The sequence below is a fragment of the Cellulomonas sp. ACRRI genome, from assembly GCF_022346185.1.
Taxonomy (GTDB): domain Bacteria; phylum Actinomycetota; class Actinomycetes; order Actinomycetales; family Cellulomonadaceae; genus Cellulomonas.
This window is the reverse complement of sequence record NZ_JAKRMS010000006.1, coordinates 13107-31352: the sequence shown is the minus strand read 5'-3', so window position 1 is coordinate 31352 and position 18246 is coordinate 13107. Positions and strand designations below refer to the sequence as shown.

Annotated in this window: 9 protein-coding genes; 5 read left to right on the top strand and 4 right to left on the bottom strand. The window is 76.8% G+C overall.

Annotation, left to right across the window (positions count from 1 at the left end; genetic code table 11):
* Positions 1-80: 80 nt before the first annotated feature.
* Together MHY85_RS02770 and MHY85_RS02765 are read right to left on the bottom strand one after the other, a co-directional pair.
* On the bottom strand, positions 81-3044 hold the full coding sequence (locus MHY85_RS02770; RefSeq protein WP_239192918.1) for a hypothetical protein: 2964 nt from the start codon (positions 3042-3044) through the stop codon (positions 81-83).
* A 167-nt stretch (positions 3045-3211) separates the two neighbouring features.
* The gene (locus MHY85_RS02765; protein ID WP_239192916.1) at positions 3212-6223 is read right to left on the bottom strand and encodes a hypothetical protein; all 3012 of its coding nucleotides are present in this window, start codon (positions 6221-6223) and stop codon (positions 3212-3214) included.
* A 473-nt stretch (positions 6224-6696) separates the two neighbouring features.
* Here MHY85_RS02765 and MHY85_RS02760 point away from each other — a divergent pair, with 473 nt between their 5' ends.
* Positions 6697-9282 carry a LuxR C-terminal-related transcriptional regulator gene (locus tag MHY85_RS02760; RefSeq protein ID WP_239192914.1) on the top strand — a complete coding sequence of 862 codons (2586 nt, stop codon included), beginning with the start codon at positions 6697-6699 and terminating at the stop codon, positions 9280-9282.
* Positions 9283-9346: 64 nt separating this feature from the next.
* Complete coding sequence (locus tag MHY85_RS02755) at positions 9347-10981, top strand: proton-conducting transporter membrane subunit (RefSeq protein WP_239192912.1); 1635 nt, start codon at positions 9347-9349, stop codon at positions 10979-10981.
* A 24-nt stretch (positions 10982-11005) separates the two neighbouring features.
* On the opposite strand, the gene MHY85_RS02750 is transcribed toward MHY85_RS02755, so the two are convergent.
* Both MHY85_RS02750 and MHY85_RS02745 read right to left on the bottom strand, forming a co-directional pair.
* Positions 11006-12325: an amidohydrolase family protein gene (locus tag MHY85_RS02750; protein ID WP_239192910.1), complete on the bottom strand. Its 1320-nt coding sequence runs from the start codon at positions 12323-12325 to the stop codon at positions 11006-11008.
* Positions 12322-13608, bottom strand: a complete 1287-nt coding sequence (locus tag MHY85_RS02745; RefSeq protein WP_239192908.1) for a threonine/serine exporter family protein — start codon at positions 13606-13608, stop codon at positions 12322-12324. The genes MHY85_RS02750 and MHY85_RS02745 overlap by 4 nt, the downstream gene beginning before the upstream one ends.
* Positions 13609-13912: 304 nt before the next feature.
* On the opposite strand from MHY85_RS02745, the gene MHY85_RS02740 reads away from it, so the two are divergent.
* The 3 genes from MHY85_RS02740 (at position 13913) to MHY85_RS02730 (ending at position 18217) form a co-directional block, all read left to right on the top strand.
* Positions 13913-14764 carry a glycosyltransferase family A protein gene (locus MHY85_RS02740; RefSeq protein WP_239192906.1) on the top strand — a complete coding sequence of 284 codons (852 nt, stop codon included), beginning with the start codon at positions 13913-13915 and terminating at the stop codon, positions 14762-14764.
* 276 nt (positions 14765-15040) lie between these two features.
* Positions 15041-16264: a putative lipid II flippase FtsW gene (ftsW, locus tag MHY85_RS02735; protein WP_239192904.1), complete on the top strand. Its 1224-nt coding sequence runs from the start codon at positions 15041-15043 to the stop codon at positions 16262-16264.
* Positions 16265-16615: 351 nt separating this feature from the next.
* Entirely contained in the window at positions 16616-18217 is a 1602-nt protein-coding gene (locus MHY85_RS02730; RefSeq protein ID WP_239192902.1) for an ABC-F family ATP-binding cassette domain-containing protein, read from the top strand.
* Positions 18218-18246 lie beyond the last annotated feature (29 nt).

Sequence of the window (18246 nt, the reverse complement as noted above, 5' to 3'; positions counted from 1 at the left end):
GGTGGTCCCACCGGGCCGTCTGCGCGTCGTCACGGGCACCTCTCAGCACCCCGCCCCGCCGCCTCGGTGGCCCGCGCGGCTCACCCGGCGACCCGGGTGTCGCCCGGGGTCATCACCGCGCACGCGGCGACCCGCTGCGTCTCGCCCATGCCGAGCGTCGGGATCACCCCGACGAGGCCGCCCTGGCCGAGCCGGGTGTCCGTGTCGACCACCTCGACGTCCGTCAGCGCGGTGGCCCAGTCGTCGTCGGAGACGTTGGTGACGGTGTAGACCCAGCACACGGGCTGGCCGTCCAGCAGCCGGCTCCCCAGGGGCGCCTCGGTGCCGGTGGCCACGATCTGCTCGGGCGTCGAGCTGTCGGTGACCCCGTGGTACGCCCGCTTGGTGACCTCGACGGCCGGGTCGGTGGCGAACAGCCGGATGTCCAGGTCGGGCACCACGAGGTCGTGGTAGCGGATGTCCTCGGAGACCGCCGTGTGGTGCACCCGCACCCGGCTGTCCGCGGGGACGTCGCCCTCCGGCACCATGACGTTGAGCGGCCCGGTGCTGGTCGAGCCCGCGGGCATCGTCGGCGTCGGCGTGCCCAGCGTCAGGCCGTAGTCCGCCGCCGTCCCGTCCGGTGTCGCGGTGAACTGCACGTCGGACGTGGGCACCGGTGCGCCCGGCCGGGTGGTGATCCGGTAGTCCTTGCCGTCCTCCCTGCCGGCGACGACCGCCAGCAGCTCGGGGTCGACGACCAGCGGGTTCACGAACGTGATGTCCGGGTTGTCGCTGTCTGCCGGGGAGTCGTTGACCCAGCCGGACTCGGACTCCACCGTGCCGGGCTCGATGGCGGCCTCCAGCAGCGCGGAGTCGTCCGCCTTGGCGATCACCGTGAACTCGGTGCCGCCGCTGCCCTCGACCGGCTCCACCGAGACCACGCGGGCGTTGATCCGCTCGGGGTCGATGGTGTGCTCGGTGGGACGGGCCGTCAGCGTGATGGCGTCGACCGTCACCGTCTCCTCGACCAGCGGCAGCGAGGACCTGATCGTCCAGTGCTTGTCCCGGGCGAGCGTCGGGTCGTTCTGGTAGTCGGCCTGGTTGATCGACAGCTCCGGCCGGCAGGTGCCCGCGATCGTCGCGACCCGGGAGAGCTGGGACGACACCGCGGTGGCCCCCGCGTTGGGGTCGTGGGTCTGCAGCCGCAGCCCGCCGGACACGGCGCCCGTCTCCGGGTCCACGGGCAGCGCGGCCCCCTCGGGCAGGTGCGCGAGGCGCGGGTCACCGGCCACCGGCAGCGTGACGTTGATCGTCTGCCGGGCGTTCTGGGTGACCGTGACCGAGTCGACCAGGACCTCGGCCTGGTTGCGCGCGGTCCAGTACACGTCGAGCCGCGCGGGCACCGCGGGGTTCCGGGCGCCGCTGACGGTGTTGCCGCCGGTCTCCGTCGGCGGGGCGACCTCGAGGTCCACCGAGCAGCTCTCGGCGACCACGGGCGCGGCCTGCTGGTTGTTCGCGCCGCGCGCGGTCGGGAACCAGGTGTTCATCTTGCCGTTGGCGCCGCGGTTGCGGTTGTTGACCATCGTCAGCACCGTCGCGTCGACCGCGCCGGCCTCCTCGCTGACGGTGTTCGTCTGCGCGCCGGTCCGGGCCCCGTAGGTGTTGCGCTGGATCGTCACCGCGCCGGTCATCCGCATCCGGATGGTGGACCGCGCGGAGGTGGAGCCCCACCCGTCGAAGTCGTTGTCCTCGATCGTGACGCCGGACGACTGCACGTTCAGCGTGTTGGTGTGCGCGCCCTGCCAGTAGATCGCCTGCATCGACCCGGTCGCGGCGTGGAACTGGTTCCGGGCGATCAGCCCGCGGCCGGCGATCCGGTTGTTCTGCGGCAGCCGGATCATCCCGCCGGTCGCCTCGCTCGCGGCGGTGACCCCGGTGATGACGTTGTCCGTGATCTCGAAGTTCGTCATGTCGGCGCCGCGCGCGGTGGCGTCGCCCATCTCGATCAGCGGGTGGTTCACGTAGATGCGCGGGTTCGTGAGGGTGTTCCGGGCGAACACGAAGTCGCTGACGGTCGCGCCGCGCAGGTCGATCATCCGGATGCTGTTGTTGGCGGCGCGGCCGTAGTTCGGCATCGCGCTGTCGACCACCGACAGGCCCTGCACGTGCTGGTTCCGGGCGTACACCACGCCGGAGGTGCACCCCGCGGCCGTGCTGGTGCTGCACGCGCCGGACGTCTGCGACTCGTAGGTGACGCCGCTGATCGTCAGGTTGCGCACGGCGTTCGCGGCGTTGGGGGCCCCGTCGAGGAAGCCCCAGCCGCGGTCCGCGGCGCGCGCGGCGAAGCCCGAGACGGTGTAGTCGCTGACCGTGACGTCGGTCGCCCCGCCCCGCACCACCAGGAACCGGCGCGGCCGGTTGTTCTGGGTGCGGACCTCACCGCCGGTGATCGTGACGTCCCGGGCGCGCTCGCCCACGTAGAACGTCGTCTCGCCGCCCCACGCCTGGTCGACGCCCCGCAGCGTGATGTCCGGGCCGTTCACGTGGAAGACCGCGGCGTTCGGGCCGGCGAGCGTGGTCACCGAGTTCGGGAAGATCTTGTTCTCGAGGTCGATCTCCACCGGCGCCGTGACGTGGAAGACCGCCCCGAGGTCGGCCGTGATCGAGCCGCCGCCGTCCGACGGGCGCGTCGTGCTCATCCAGGTGGCGGTGTCCGCGGTGAGGTCGATCCGACCGCCGGCGAAGCCGGGCTGCACGCCGATCCGGACGATGCCCGCGGCGAGGTTCAGCGCGTTCGACTCCTGGATCGCGGCCCGCAGGGTGCACGCGCCCTCCTCGGTCGCGCACAGGCCGTCGCCGGGGTTCGCGTCCTCGGTCGTCTCCAGGGAGTTCACGAGCAGCTCGACGCCCGGCGTCGCGCTCTGCGCGACGCCGAAGGTCGTGACGACCAGCGCCGCGGTCACGGCCCCGGCGGTCGCGCGCTTCACCCAGCGGGACGGCCGCAGCCCGCGGAGCGCGCCGAGCGCACCGGGGCGGCCCGACCGGGCCTCGCGTCGAGTCGTCACGTCGTCCTCCTCGTGTCGTGCCGGCGGTCCCGCCGGCCTGTCCAGGTTCGGTCGCGGCGGGGGCCGCGCAGGGGGGTGCTCAGTGGGTCCGCCCCGCCGCCTCGGTGGGCGGCGGGGCGAGGACCGGGGTCCCGCGGCCGGGGCTCGGTGCCCCCGGCCGCGGCGGGTCAGGCGCGGGAGTCGACCGGGATCAGCGGCGCGCAGGACGCGTACCGGTGGCTCTCCCCCACCCCGAGCGCCGGGATGCGCGCGATCAGCCCGCCGTCGCCCAGCCGGGTGTCCGAGTCGCGCACCACCACGTCCGTGAGCTCGGTGGCCCAGGTGTCCCGGGAGTTGTTGGCGACCGTCCAGACCCAGCACACCGCCTGCCCGTCCCCGAGCCGGGAGCCGGCGAGCACCTCCGTGCCGGTGGCCTGGATGCTCTCGGGGGTCGACGTGTCGCCCACGTGCACGTACGCCTGCTTGGTCAGCTGCAGCGCCGGGCTGGTGGAGTACAGCCGCACGTCGAGCGACTGCACCACGAGGCCGTCGTAGTTCACGTCCGTCGAGGCGACCTCGTGGCCGACCAGGGCCGAGGTGCCGGCCTCGACCTCGCTCTCGCCCGCCGTCACCGTGAGCGATCCCGTGGAGCTGCCGCCGGCGAGGATCGTGGGCGCGGTGTTCGCGAGCCGGACGTCGAACTCGGTGGCGACCGCGTCCGGGACGGTGCTGAACGACAGGGTGTCGGTGGGCACCGGCGCGCCGGGGCGGGTGGCGATCGAGTAGGCCTCGCCCGTCTCGTCGCCCGCCAGCAGGGTGACCTGCTCCGGGTCGACCACCAGCGGGTTGACGTAGGTGATCTCCGCGTCGGTGCTCGTCGCCGGGCTGTCGTTCAGCCAGCCCGACTCCGAGGTGACCGCCCCGGCCTCGATCCCGGCCCGCAGCAGGGCCGAGTCGTCGACCCGTGCGACGACGGTGAAGTCGACCCGTGCGACGACGGTGAACACGGTGTTCTCGGTGTCGGCGACCGGGGTCACGGACACGATCCGCGGGTTCAGCCGCTCCGCGTCGACGGTCAGGTCGGTGGGCTCGGCCGCCAGCTCGACGTCCGCGGCGTCCAGGCCGGTGAGCGGGAGCGAGGAGACGACCGTCCAGCGCAGGTCGCGCGTCAGGGCCGGGTCGGCCTGGCCCTCCGCCTGGTCGATCGTCAGCTCGGGCCGGCAGGTGCCGGCGAGCGAGGCGACCCGGGAGAACTGCGACGAGGCCGTGGTGCTGCCGGCGTTCGGGTCCTGCGTCTGCAGGCGGAGGCCGCCCGCGACCTCGCCCGTCGTCGGGTTCACCGGGATCGTCGCCCCGGCCGGCAGGTGCGCCAGCCGCTCGTCGCCCTCGAGCGGGAGCGTCACGGTGAACGTCTGCGGCGCCTGCTCGGTGACGGTGACCGACTCGAGGTACACCTCGGCGGCGGTGCCGGACGTCCAGTACAGGTCCAGCGTGGTGGGCGGCTCCGGGTTGCGGGCGGTGGCCAGCGCGGGCGCCCCGGACGGGGGCGCGACCTCCAGGTCGATGGTGCAGCGCTCGGCGCCCACGAGGATCGCCTGGGTGTTGTCCGCGGCGCGCGCGGTCGGGTACCAGGTGTTGAGCTTGCCGTTCGCGCCGAGGTTCCGGTTGTTCACCAGCGTCTGCACGATGGCGTCCACGGCCCCGGCCTCCTCGGCGACGGTGTTGACCTGCGAGCCGCTGCCGGTGCCGAAGGTGTTCCGCTGCACGGTGACCGCGCCGGTGTGCCGGAGCCGGATCGTGGACCGGGAGGCCGCCGAGCCCCAGCCGTCGAACGCGTTGTCCTCGATCACGACGTTCGACGGCGCGACGCTCAGCGTGTTGGCGCCGGGCCCCTGCCAGTAGACGGCCTGCGTCGGGCCGGTGGCCGCCTGGAACGTGTTCCGCGCGATGAGACCGCGGTCGCGGATCGTGCCGCCGAAGGGCAGCCGGACCGCGCCGCTCTCGGCCTCGGTCGCGGCGGTGACGCCGGCGAAGACGTTGTCGACGATCTCGAAGTCGTGCACCGTCGCCCGGGTCGCGGCGGTGCCGCCGAACTCGATGAGCGGCAGGCCGGCGCGCAGCTGCGGGGTGGTGATCGTGTTGTTCGCGAACACGAACCGGTCGACGGTGGCCGAGCGCAGGTCCATGATCCGGGTGCTCGCGCTCACCGCGCGGTTGAAGTTCACCACCGTGTTGTTGGTGAACGTGAAGTCGGTGACGGTCTGGCCGCGCAGCGACATCGGCGACGAGGAGCAGCCGCCCGCGGCGCTCGCGCCGCACGCGCCGGTGGCGCCGGCCGTGTAGGTGACGTTGTCCACGACGAGCCCGCGGACCGGGGTGGTGGCGGTCGCGCCGTCGACGTAGCCCCAGCCCCACTGGGTGTCGTTCGACGCGTAGCCGGACACCGTGTAGTTGCTGATCCGGACGTCGCTGGCGCCGCCGCGCACCAGGACGAACCGCTCGGGGTAGTAGTTCGCGGTCGCGATCGTGCCGCCGGTGATGTGGATGTTCGAGGCGTTCGGGCCGACGTAGAACGTGGTCTCGGCGCTGAACGACTGGTCGACGCGCTCCAGCGTGATGTCGGGGCCGTTCAGGTGGAACACCGCGGCGGCCGGCAGGTCCGCGTTGTTGTTCGGGGCGGCGGTGACCTTGTTCTCGAGGTCGATGGTCACCGGGGCGAGGACGTCGAACACCGCGCCGCCGTCACCCGTGATCGTGCCGCCGCCGGCGCTCAGCGCGGTGGTCCGCATCCAGGTGGACTGGGTCGCGGTCAGCACGATCCGCCCGCCGGCGAACCCGGGGTGCACGCCGATGCGCACCTCGCCGGGGCCGGCGTTCAGCGCATTGGACTCCATGATCGCCGCGCGCAGGGTGCACTCCCCCGTCGCGGTCTCGCAGACGCCGTCGCCCGGGTCCGCGTCGACGGTCGTCGCGAGGGAGTCGACCAGCAGCTCGTGGGTCCACGCCGACTCCGCGGGCGCGGGGTCGGCGACCGCGGCGGTCACGCCACCGGCCATCAGCGCGGAGGTGGCGGTCAGGGCCGCGACCGTGCGCGACCAGCGCCGTGCGGCGAGGGCGCGCAGTCCGGGGCGGCGCGCGGCGCCGGCGCGCAGGGCGGCGCGGTCCCGGCGGGGCGCGTCGGGCGCGGGTCGAGCGGGCATCGGTTCTCCTCACGGCGGTTCGGTCCGGCCCCGGCGGGTCCGCCGCCAGGCCGGTCGCCCGCGGTCCACCGGGGGCGCGAGCGGTCTCGAGCCTCTCGGCCCCGCGACCCGGCTCAGGGCCCCGACGGTGCCTGTGTGCGCGCTCTCGGTACCCGGCGCCCTCGTCCTGGGGGCCGGCCGGCGCCGGCCTCGGTGCGCAGGGCCCGACGGCCGGGGCACCGAGATCCCCCCGTCCCGGCACCCAGTCCCCCACCGAGGCACGCCCCGCCGGCGGCAGGGTTGTCCCCGGTCGACCGGCCGGTGTTCCGGGGGGATCTCGGGCACGTCGCCGGGCGGACGACGACGCCCCGCCGGCCGGTCGACCACGCGACGACGCATCCGGGTCTGGTCAATCCGCCCGAACAGCGGTGCACTGGGGACAGGTTGCCTCGCGCGCTCGACGACGTTCGCCGACGAAGGACCAGGTGGGACCGATGACGGATCAGATCGCCGACGGCGTGGCCGCGCTCGTGGGGCGCGGGACCAGCGTGCTGCTCACCGGTCCGGTCGGCTCGGGGCGCTCGCACGCGCTGCGCCGCGTCGCCACGCAGCTGGACCGGTCCGGCCGGGACGTGCTGACGGTGAGCGGGGTGGCCGGCACGCCGCCGCTCGCCGCCGTGCGGCTGGCGCTGCCGGGCGTGCTCCCCGGGCGCGGGACCGAGCCGGGCGGCTTCGCCGGGCTGCACCAGGCGCTGCTCGAGCACCTCGAGGGCGACGACGCGGTGATCGTGGTCGACGACGGCCACCTGCTGGACCGGGAGTCCTGGGGCCTGCTCGGCTCGGTGCACCGCCGGCTCGGCACCCCGGCGGTCACGACCGTCGTGCCCGGCGTCCCGTTCGTGCCGTGGTTCGTGGAGAACGTGCGGCCGGTGGTGGAGGTCGCGATCGGCGGCCTGTCCGCCGAGGGGCTGCACGCGCTGCTCGAGGACCGCGCGCAGGCGCCCGTGCCGCCCCAGCTGTCGGTCCGGATCCACGCCGAGACCGGCGGGCAGCCGTCGCTCGCCCTGGCCGTGTTCGACGAGGCCCGGCGGCGCGGCTGGGAGCCCGGTCCCGTGCCCGACGAGCTGCTGCGCTCCGCCCGGGTGTCCGGGATGTACGCGGCCGCGGTGTCCGGCCTGCCGCCCGAGGACCGGGACGCGCTCGAGCTGCTCGGCGTGGTCGGCCCCCTGCCGCTGCGCGCCGCGCTCGCCCTGCTCGGCGGGACCCGGCTGTCCGCGCTGGAGCGCCGGGGCGTGCTCCGGACCGGCCGCTCGGCCGGGGAGCCGACCGTCACGGTCGCCCCGCCCGGGCTCGCCGACCACCTCGCGCGCTCGACCGGCGAGGCCACGCGGTACCGCCTGGTCACCGCGGCGCTCGGCACGCTGGACGCCGTCCCCGACGGGGACGACGGGGGCCTGCGCACCCGGCTGCGCGCCCTGCTCACCGCCGTCGGGGACCGCGCCTCCGGGCCCGCCCCGGCCGGCGGGGCCGAGGACCACGGCGCGGGCGGCGCGGCCGTCGCCCGGCTGCTCGCCACCCGGGTGCGGATCCAGCTCGCCGAGGCGACCCGGCGGTGGCAGGACGACCACCGCACCGAGCACGCCGCCGAGCTGCTCCGGCTCCTGCTGTCGGTCGAGGACGAGCCGGGCCGCGCGGACGACGTCCTGGCCCGCACCGACCGGTCCACCGACCTCGACGGGTTCGCGCCGGTGCAGCTGCGGTACCTGGAGGGCCGCTGGGCGATCGCCCAGGGCGCGGACCCCGCCGCCGTCGCCGACGGGCTCGCGGGCGGCCTGCCGCCCGGGGCGTCGCCCGCCCACCGGGAGGCGCTGGACTCGCTCGCCGTGGCCCTGCGCGCGGAGTACGGCCGCGTGCCCGACGACTACACCGCCGTGCTCGCGCCGCGGGCCGACGGCGACGACCCCGCGGCGCTCGCGGCGCGGGTCGCGCTGGCGGCGTGCCACGTGATCGCGGGACGGCACGACGCCGCCGCGGCCCTGCTGACCCGGGAGCGGGGCGGCTGGCCCGCGCTGCTCCGCGACAGCGCCGACGTGCTCTCCGTGCTCACGCGCTACGGCAGCGGCCGGCTGGCCGAGGGCGTCGACCGCGCCCGCGCGCTCGCGGGGGCGGCCGTCGACGACGGGTCGCCGGCGACCTGGGTCGGCGGCCTGTACGTGGCGGCGCTGTGCCTGGGCAGCCGGATGCGGCTGGACGCGGCCCGCCGCGAGCTGCTGCCGGTGCTCGCCTCGGGCCTGCGCGCCCGCGCGCTCGTCGTCGCGCCGGACCTGGCCGCCCGGGTGCTGCTCGCGACCCTGTCGCTGCACACCCAGCAGACCGGTCTGGTCCCGGGCCTGCGGACGCTCGCCGAGGAGCACGACGCCCCCGCCGACGCCCTGCCGTTCGGCGACGCGCTGTGGGTGTCGGCCATGAGCCTGTTCGCGGGCGGGGAGCCCGGCGAGGGCACGCGGCTGCTCGACCTGCTCACCGACCGGGAGCGCGGGCTGGGCCACCACCTCGCCGCGGACGCCACCCGGATCTACCGGCTGCTGCTCGCCTTCGACCCGGACCTCGCGACCGCGTTCCGGGGCACCGCCGAGCGGGTCGGCGGCGAGGCGTACCTGACCTACCTCGACGCCCAGCACGCGCTCCGGGACGGCCGCGACCCGATGGCGCTGATGGCGGTCGCCCGGCGGTTCGTCGCCCTGGACATGCGGGAGCAGGCGGTCCGCTGCTACCTGATCGCGGCCGGTCTGCTGCAGGTCGCCGGCGACGACGACGGCGCGGCGCGCGCCCGCGCGGACGCCCAGGTGCTCGGGTCGACGCCCTCGGTCCCGCTGGACGAGCAGGCCGGCAGCGCCGAGCTGACCGAGCGGGAGCGGGAGATCGCCGCGTTGATCGCGCGCGGCGAGTCCACGTCGGCGATCGCCCGGCGCCTGTTCCTCAGCCGGCGGACCGTCGAGAGCCACCTCTACAACATCCGGCGGAAGACCGGCGCCAAGGACCGCGCCGACATCGGCCGGATCGTCGACCCGTACGCCTGACCGCCGTGCGCCGCCGCCACCTACCCACGCCGACGCGCGCGACGGCGCGTGCCAGGCTGCGGCCGTGACGACGGACCTGCTCTGGCTCGGCGCGCTGGCGCTGCCCGCCGCGCTGGCCGTCGTGCTGCTGCGCCGGAGCGACGGCCCGGCGCGCAGCACGGCGGCGGCCGCGCCGGTCACGCTGCTCCCGCTGGCGGTCCTGGCGGTGCTGGGCACCGGCGCGGGGACGGGGTCCGGCGTCCCGGCCGGGGCGGCCGGGGCGGCCGGCGCGACCGGCGCGACCGGCGGGCTCGTGCTGGTCGACGCGGTGTCCCGGCCCCTGGTGCTGGTCGCGACCGTGCTGTACGCCGCGGCGCTCGTCGTCACCGCCCGGGCCGGCAGCCCCGGCGCCGTCCGGCTGACCGCGCTGCTGCTGCTGTGCTGCACCGGCAACGCGCTCGCGCTGCTCGCCGCGGACGTGCTCGCCCTGGTCGCCGGGTGCCTGCTCACCACCGTCGCCGTCGCGCTGATGGCGCGGCTGCCGGGGACCGCCGCCGCGCGGTCGGCCGCCCGGGTGCACCTGGCGCTGGCCCTCGTCGCGGACGTGGCGCTGCTCGCCGCCGCGGCGCTGGTGGTCGGGGCGGGGGCGCGGCGGCTCGCCGACGTGCCCGCCGTGGTCGCGGACTCGCCGGTGCTGGTGCCCGTCGTGGCGCTGACCCTGGTGGCGTTCGGCATCCGCGCCGCCACGTTCCCGCTGCACGGCTGGCTGCCGCTGCTGGAGTCCACGGTCGCGATCCCGGTCGGCGCCGTCCTCAGCGGCAGCGTGGTCAAGATCGGCCTGGTCGGCCTGCTGCGCCTGCTGCCGCTCGGCGAGGTCGCCCTGCCCGGCTGGGGCACCGCCGTGGTGGTCCTGGCGCTCGTCGGCGGGCTGCTGGCGCTCGTGCCGGGCGTGCTCAACGACGACGCCGAGGTGTCGCTGGCCTACAGCACCGTCGGCCAGATGGGGTTCATCACGGTGCTGGTCGGGGTGGCGCTCGCGATCCCGGAGCTCGCCCAGGCGTGCGCGCTGTCCGCGGTCGTGTACGCGGTGCACCACGGCATGGCCAAGGGCGGTCTGGTGCTGTCGGTGCAGATCTGGCAGCGGCACGGCGGCGGTCCGCTGCGGGGTCTGGTGCTCGCCGGCGCGGCCGTGCTGGCCCTCGCGGTGGTCGGCGCGCCGCTCGGCAGCGGCGCGGTGGCCAAGTACGCCGCGAAGCGCGCCATCGCCGACGGCCCGGAGCTCACCGTCATCACCGTGGCGCTGCCGTTCGTCGCCACCGTCTCGACGCTGATCCTGGTCCGCACCGCCACGATCCTGCGCCGGCACGTGCGGCCCGGCCCGGTCGGCGCGGACGTCGGCCTGGTGTCCTGGGCCGTGCTGTGCCTCGGCGGGACCGCCGCCACCTGGTATCTCGCGGCCCGGTGGGTGCCGGTGCTCTCCGTGCCCGCCCTCGACACCGTGACGCTGTGGCAGGCGACCTGGCCCGTGCTGCTCGGCCTGGCCGTCGCCGCGCTCGGCGCCGGCGCGGTCCGGGCCGGCCTGGTGCCCCGGCGGCTCCAGTCGTTCACCGTCCCCCGCGGCGACCTCGTGGCGCTGCTCGGTCGCGCGCTGGACGCCGCCTCCGGGGCGCGCGGCGGCGCACCGGCCGGCACGCGGGGCGGGCCCGACCGGCCCGGGTGACGGCCCGGCCGGGCCCGGCTGCCGTCAGAGGGTGTCGAGCTGGTCGTCGATCTGGGTGAACCGCTCCACCGTGGGGTGGTCGAGGACGGTGCCGCGCGCGACGACGTAGGCGGGGGTGGCGAGCGCCCGGAGGTCCGCCAGCGGGTCGCCGTCGACGACGAGCAGGTCGGCGGCCCGCCCGGCCTCGACCGCACCGGTCACCGCGTCCAGGCCCAGGATGCGGGCGTTGCCGCCGGTCGCGGCGTGCAGGGCGGCGGCGGGCGTCAGGCCGCCGTGCCGGACGAGCAGGTCGATCTCGCGCCAGGTGTTGTAGTGCGTGACGTAGGTCAGCGCGGAGTCGGTGCCCATGCCGATCGGGATGTCGTGCGCGAGGGCGTCCTGGATGCCCTGGAGCATCTGGTCGAGGATCATCGCCGCGTTGGCGTGCACGACGTCGTCGACCCCGGTGTCGGCCCGCGGGAGCCGGACCAGCGGCAGGCACGCCTGCAACGTGGGGACGAGGGCCGACCAGCCGCGCAGGGACCGGGGGTTGTCCCGGAACAGGTCGACGACCTCGGCGTCCATGCCGGCCCCGTGCTCGATCGTGTCGACGCCGGCGCGCAGGGCGCGGGCGATGCCCTCGGTGCTCTGGGCGTGCGCGGCGACGAGCACCCCCGCCGTGTGCGCCTCCTCGCAGATCGCGGCCATCTCCGCCTCGGTGAGCTGGGGCCGCCCCGCCTCGCCGACCGCCCGGGCGTCGGTCACGCCGCCCGTGGCGGCGATCTTGATCGCGCCGACCCCCTTGCGCAGGTTCGTCCGCACGTGGCGGCGCGCGTCCCAGGGGTCGTCCGCGACCAGGGCGATCGTCGGGGTGCCGTGGCCCCCGGTCGCCGCGAGCAGCGGCCCCGAGGGCAGCAGCCGGGGACCGACGTGCTCGCCGGCGTCGATCTCCTCGCGGACCCGGACGACCTCGTAGGCGACGTCGCCCAGGCTGCGGATCGTGGTGACGCCCGACCGCAGCTGGGTGTCGACGTTGCGGCGCGCGCGGCCGGTCACGATGCGGCGGCCGAACGGGGAGTGGAAGAACGTCGAGACGAGCTGCTCCGCCGACTCGCTGGTCAGGATCGGCGGGAGGGGCTTGCCGTCGGCGAACAGGTGCGCGTGGGCGTTGATCAGCCCCGGCAGCACGAACCTGCCGGTCCCGCGCAGCCGGCGGTACCCGGGGGGCACCGCGACGGAGGCGGTGGGGCCGACCTCGGCGATGGTGCCGGTCGCGTCCACGAGGACGGTGTGGTCGGTCAGGACGGTGCCGGCGGCGTCGCCGGTGACGACGGTGGCGCCGGTCAGCGCGAACGGGGTGCTCATCGGGGTGGTCTCCCTTCGGAGGGCGGGCTCGGGGGTGGCGCGGCGCGACGACGCCCGGGGACGTTGTCCGCGACGAGGGCGGCGAACTTCACGCCGAGGCAGATGGCGACGAACGTGGTCAGGCTCGTCGTGAGGGCGACGGAGTCCGTGCCGGTCAGCGCGACCAGCCCGACGGTCCCGGGGACCAGCAGCAGGAACGCCGGCTGGAAGGTGGCCGCGGCGGGGAGGGCCAGCGTGCGGCGCTCGCCCCAGCGGGCGATCAGGAACAGGGCGGCGGCCGCGATCCCCGCCGCGGCGGCCTCGCCGACGGCCGGGACGAGCGCGCGCAGCAGGGTGAAGGTGGCGGTCATCACCACGACGTTCACCGCGCTGAGCCGGGCCCCCGAGCCGAAGGCGAGCCCGACGCCGGCGGCGAGCACCGCGACACCGACCCAGGCCACCCACGTCGGCGGGAGCTGCTGCCAGGCGCCGGCGTCGACCGGGGCCGGACCGGCGTCCTGGCCGATCAGCGCCACCGAGCCGGGGTCGACGGCCAGCCCCGTCAGGCTCGCGCCCGCGAAGATCCCCAGCGCCATCAGCGCCAGGACCAGCAGCCCGTAGACCAGGCGCCCGCTGCCCGTGACGACGTCCGTGGCGGTCAGGTCCAGCAGGGCGTTCGTGATCAGCGCCCCGGGGACCAGGATCGCGATCGGGGCGCAGACGGCGAACAGCGGGATCGGCCCCCACGACGCCGCGGCGGCGACGGCACCCACGGCCAGCGTCGAGGCCAGCGCCACCACGAACGGCAGCACCGCCGACCCGCCCTCGAGCAGGCCCAGCAGCTGGCTCAGGGCGCCGACGCCGGCACCGACGACCAGGGCCACGAGGACCGCCCACCAGGGGCAGCGGGTCACCGCGGCCAGCCCGCACGCGACCAGCGCGCTGCCGACGACCTGCTCCGCGCGGGGGTGCCGGCGGCGCATCGCCCGCACGGCAGCGATCCGGTCCGGGACCTGGCCCAGGCCGACGGTCCCGCCCTCCACCAGGCGCGCCAGCCTGCTGGCGTGCGCGGCCTGCTCGAAGGACAGGTCGTCCCCGCCCGAGGCCACGAGCGTGGAGGCGCCGCCGTCGCGGTCCGTGACGACCACCGTCCGCGCCAAAACCGAGACCGTGACCGGTCCCGACCGCTCCAGCGAGCGGCGCACCTCGCCCACCGAGGCGCCGCCCTCGAGCATCAGCACGCCGAGGTCGCCGAGCACGCGTCGGCCCCCCGCGCCGGCGGGCGCGCTCTCGCCTGGACCCATCGACCCCCCTCGCGCGGCCCGCACCCCCGCTGCTGACGGCTCGACGCTATCCCCGGGCCTCGTCGGCGGGACGGGCCCCGGGCCGGACCCGGTGCCGGTCCGGTGGCGACGGCGTCCCGCGTCCGTGCCGTGCCGCGCCGCGTCGGTGCCGCGGCGCGGTCGCCTCGGTGCCGTCGGGCGGGCTGTGCCCGTCCCCCGCGGCGGTCGCCGCGGTCGCCGCGGTCGGGCGCCGCGGCCCCGGTTGCCGGGCGGCCCCGTCCGTGCGGGGATGGGGCGTGCTCGCCGACCCGACAGGGACGCGCCGATGACCGGCCGCCCGCCGCTGCGCATCTCCGTCGTCGTGCCCGCGCGCGACGAGGAGGACCGGCTCCCGCGCTGCCTCGCCTCCCTCGCGGCGCAGACCCGCCTGCCCGACGAGGTGGTCGTGGTCGACAACGCCAGCACCGACGCGACCGCCCGCCTCGCCGCGGCCGCCGGCGCCCGGGTCGTGCACGAGGCCGAGCGCGGCATCTGGCCCGCGGCCGCGGCCGGGTACGACGCCGCCACCGGCGACGTGATCGCGCGGGTGGACGCCGACACCGTGCTGCCGCCGGACTGGCTCGCCCGGGTCGAGGCGCTGCTCACCGACGACCCGGGGTGCGCCGCGGTCACCGGGCCGGGGCGGTTCCGGCTCGGGCCGGCGGATGCGACGGAGCGGTCTCGGCCGGGCGGGCCCGGGCTGGGCGGCCGGACGAGGCTGCTCGGCGGCTCGGGGCTGCTGGGCCGGCTGGGCGGCGGGCTCGCGCACCTGCTGTACATGCGCGCGTACTTCGTGCTCGGGGGGCTCGCGCTCGGCGGGCCCCCGGTGTTCGGGTCGGCGTGCGCCGTGCGGACCGCGGCGTGGCGGGCCGCCCGGCACGAGGTGCACCGCGAGGCCGACGTGCACGACGACCTGGACCTGAGCTTCCACCTGCCGCCCGGGTCGGTGCGGTACGACGCCGGCCTGGCGGTGTCGATCTCGGCCCGGCCGCTGCGGTCGCCGCGCGGGCTCGGCCGGCGGCTCGCCCGCGGCTGGCGGTCCGTGGTGCTGCACTGGCCCGAGCAGGCGCCGTGGCGCGCGCCCGGTCGGCGGGCGGCGTGGTGGCAGGGGACGGCGACGACCCGCGCCCGGCGCTGACCCCGCCCGCCCGGCACCCGCCGGCGCACCGCGCACCGCGCCGCGCACACCGCACACCGCGAGTGAGCAACCGACACGTCGAGAGTGCATCCGCCGACTGCTCGCTCGACGTGTCGGTTGCACACTCGACGCGAGGCGGCGGCGGCGCGGGCGCGGCGCGGGCGCGGGCGCGGCTGGGGGGCGGAACAGGGCGGAGCGGGTGAGCACCACCTAGCGGCGCCATCAGCGCCACTCAGCGCCGCTGAGCGCGCCCCGCGCCGTGCCTAGCGTGGCGCGGTGAGCCCGCCGACGGACCCGGCCCCCACCGAGCCCCGCGCCGACGGCGCCGCCAGCTACCAGCTGCTGCTCGGCGCGTCCCTCACGCTCGTGGTGCTCGGGCAGGTGATGGTGCTGTCCGCGTCCGCCGTGGACTCGATCGCCCGGGGGAACTCCCCCTACGCGCTCGCGGCGGAGCAGCTGCAGTTCGCCGTGCTCGGGGTCGCGGCCATGCTCGTGGCCGCCCGGGTGCCGCTGCGGGTGTACCGCCGGGCCGCGGCACCGCTGCTGCTGTCCGCCCTGGTGCTGCAGCTGCTCGTGTTCACCCCGCTCGGCCTCAGCCAGGGCGAGCGGCGGAGCTGGGTGGCGCTCGGGCCCGTCGTCGGGCAGCCCGCCGAGGTGGTCAAGCTCGGCCTGGTGCTGTGGCTCGCGCGCGTCCTCGCGGCCCGGCAGGCGGGCGTGCACGACTGGCGGACCGCGGCGTTCCCGGCGGTGCCGGGCGCGGTGATCGCGATCGTGGCCACCCTCGCCGGGCACGACGTCGGCACCTCGCTCGTCATGGCGACCCTCGTCGCCGTGGCGCTGTTCGTCGCGGGCGCCCCGCTGCGGCTGTTCGCGGTGGCGGGCGCCGCGGCCGCGCTCGCCTTCGTGGCGATCGCCGCGTCCGCGCCCCGCCGGGTGCAGCGGATCAGCGACTGGCTGGGCGGCGACTGCGACCCGCTGGGCAGCTGCTACCAGACGACGCAGGGCCTCCGCGCCCTGGCCTCGGGCGGCTGGCTCGGGACCGGGCTCGGGCAGTCCCGGCAGAAGTGGTCCTACCTGCCCGAGGCCCACAACGACTTCATCTTCGCGATCATCGGCGAGGAGCTCGGGCTGGCCGGGACCCTCCTGGTGCTCGCCCTGCTCGCGGTGCTCGCGCTCGGCATGCTCCGCGTGATCGGGCGGCACCCCGACCCGTTCGCCCGCATCCTCACGGGCGGCGTCCTGGGCTGGGTGGTGTCGCAGGCGCTGGTCAACATCGGGACGGTGATCGGCCTCGCGCCGGTCATCGGCGTGCCCCTGCCGCTGGTGTCGGCGGGCGGGTCGGCGCTGGTCGCCACGATGCTGGCGCTCGGCGTGGTGCTCGCGTGCGCGCGCTCCGAGCCCGGCGCGCCGGAGGCGCTGGCCGCGCGCCCGGGGGTGCTCCGGCGGTCGCTCGCCGTGCTGGGACGGCCGCTCGGGGTCCGGTCGAGCCGGGTGCGCTGACCGGGGCGGGGTGCGCCGCGCGGAAAATGCCGGGCGCGCGGCCCCGGGACCTTGCTACCGTCCTGTCCGTGGAGACGATCGAGGTCGACAGAGCCTAGCCACCGGACCGCCGGTGGCTCGCCGTCCGACGCCCGGCGCCGGTCCGCCCACGCGTGGACCGCGCCGCGACGAGTCCCCCGGCACGTCCGGCGCCGCACCGACCCCGGTGCGCGCCCGCCCGGTCCCCCGCCCTGCACGCGCCGCGCGCCTCCGTGCGCCCGCGCGTCGCCGCCGCGGCACGCGCCCGGGCCGGCCGCCCACGCCGACCAGCGCTCCCCCGCCCACAGGCCGGGGAGAGAGAAGAGCACGCCCATGTCCCCGTCCGTCACCCTGCGCGCCGTCACCCTGGTGTGGCCCGACGGCTCGACCGCCCTCGACCGCGTCGACGGCACGTTCACCGCCGGCCGCACCGGCCTCGTCGGCCGCAACGGCACCGGCAAGTCCACGCTGCTCCGGCTCGTCGCCGGCCTGCTCACCCCCACGTCGGGCACGGTCGAGGTCGCCGGTGAGGTCGGCTACCTCCCGCAGACGCTCACCCTCGCGCGGGACACCACCGTCGCGGCCCTGCTGGGCATCGACGGCACCCTGGCGGCGCTGCGCGCCATCGAGTCCGGCGACGTCGACCAGCGGCACTTCGACGCGGTCGGCGACGACTGGGACATCGAGGCCCGCGCGGACGAGGCGCTGCACCGGATCGGGTTCTCCGGGGCCGACCTGCCGCGCCGCGTCGCCGAGGTGTCCGGCGGCGAGGCCATGCTGATCGCCGTGACCGGGCTGCGCCTGCGCCGCACGCCGGTCACGCTGCTCGACGAGCCCACCAACAACCTCGACCGGCCGACCCGGGCACGGCTCGCCGAGATCGTCGACCAGTGGCCCGGGACGCTCGTCGTCGTCAGCCACGACCTGGAGCTGCTGGAGCACGTCGACCGCATCGCCGAGCTGCACGACGGCGTCCTGGAGACGTTCGGCGGCACCTACAGCGCCTGGCAGGAGCACCGGGCCGCGGAGCAGGCCGCCGCCGAGCAGGCCGCGCGCTCCGCGCAGCAGGCGCTCCGGTCCGAGAAGCGCCAGCGCGCGGAGGCGGAGACGACGCTCGCCCGCCGCGCGCGGACCGCCCGGGCGACCCAGCGGGACGGCGGCATCCCGAAGATCCTCGCCGGCAACCGCGCCAGCCGCGCCCAGGCGTCCGCGGGCGCGCTGCGGTCGACCCTCGACGACCGGGTCCGCGCCGCCCAGACGGCCGTCGACGCCGCCGACGCGCGGGTACGGGACGACGAGCACATCCACCTGGTCCTCCCCGACCCGGGGCTCCCGCGCGGGCGGCGGATCGCCGAGCTCGCGGACGTCGACAGCACGGTCGTCGTCCAGGGCCCGGAGCGCGTCGCGCTCGTCGGGGCCAACGGCACGGGCAAGACGACCTTGCTGGAGCAGCTGGTGCGCGGCACCGCGCCGGTGCCGGGCCGCCCGCACGGCCGGCTGCTGACCGACGCGGTCGGGTACCTCCCCCAGCGGCTCGACGGCCTGGACGACGACGCCGGCGCGCTCGCCGCGGTGCAGGCCGTCGCCCCCGGGACACCCGCCGGGACGCTGCGCAACCAGCTCGCCCGGCTGCTGCTCCGCGGGGACGCGGTCGACCGGCCGGTGCGGACGCTGTCCGGCGGCGAGCGGTTCCGGGTCGCGCTCGCGCGGCTGCTGCTCGCAGACCCGCCCGCGCAGCTGCTGGTCCTCGACGAGCCGACGAACAACCTCGACCTGGCGAGCGTCGCGCAGCTCGCGGAGGCGCTCGACGTCTACCGCGGCGCGCTGCTGGTGGTCAGCCACGACCGGCCGTTCCTGGAGCGGATCGGGATCGACACGGTGGTCGAGCTGACCCCGGACGGACGCATGCACCGGCGCGCGGAGCTCCCTGCCTGACCCCGGCGTCGCGGCCTGGGTGCTGGCAC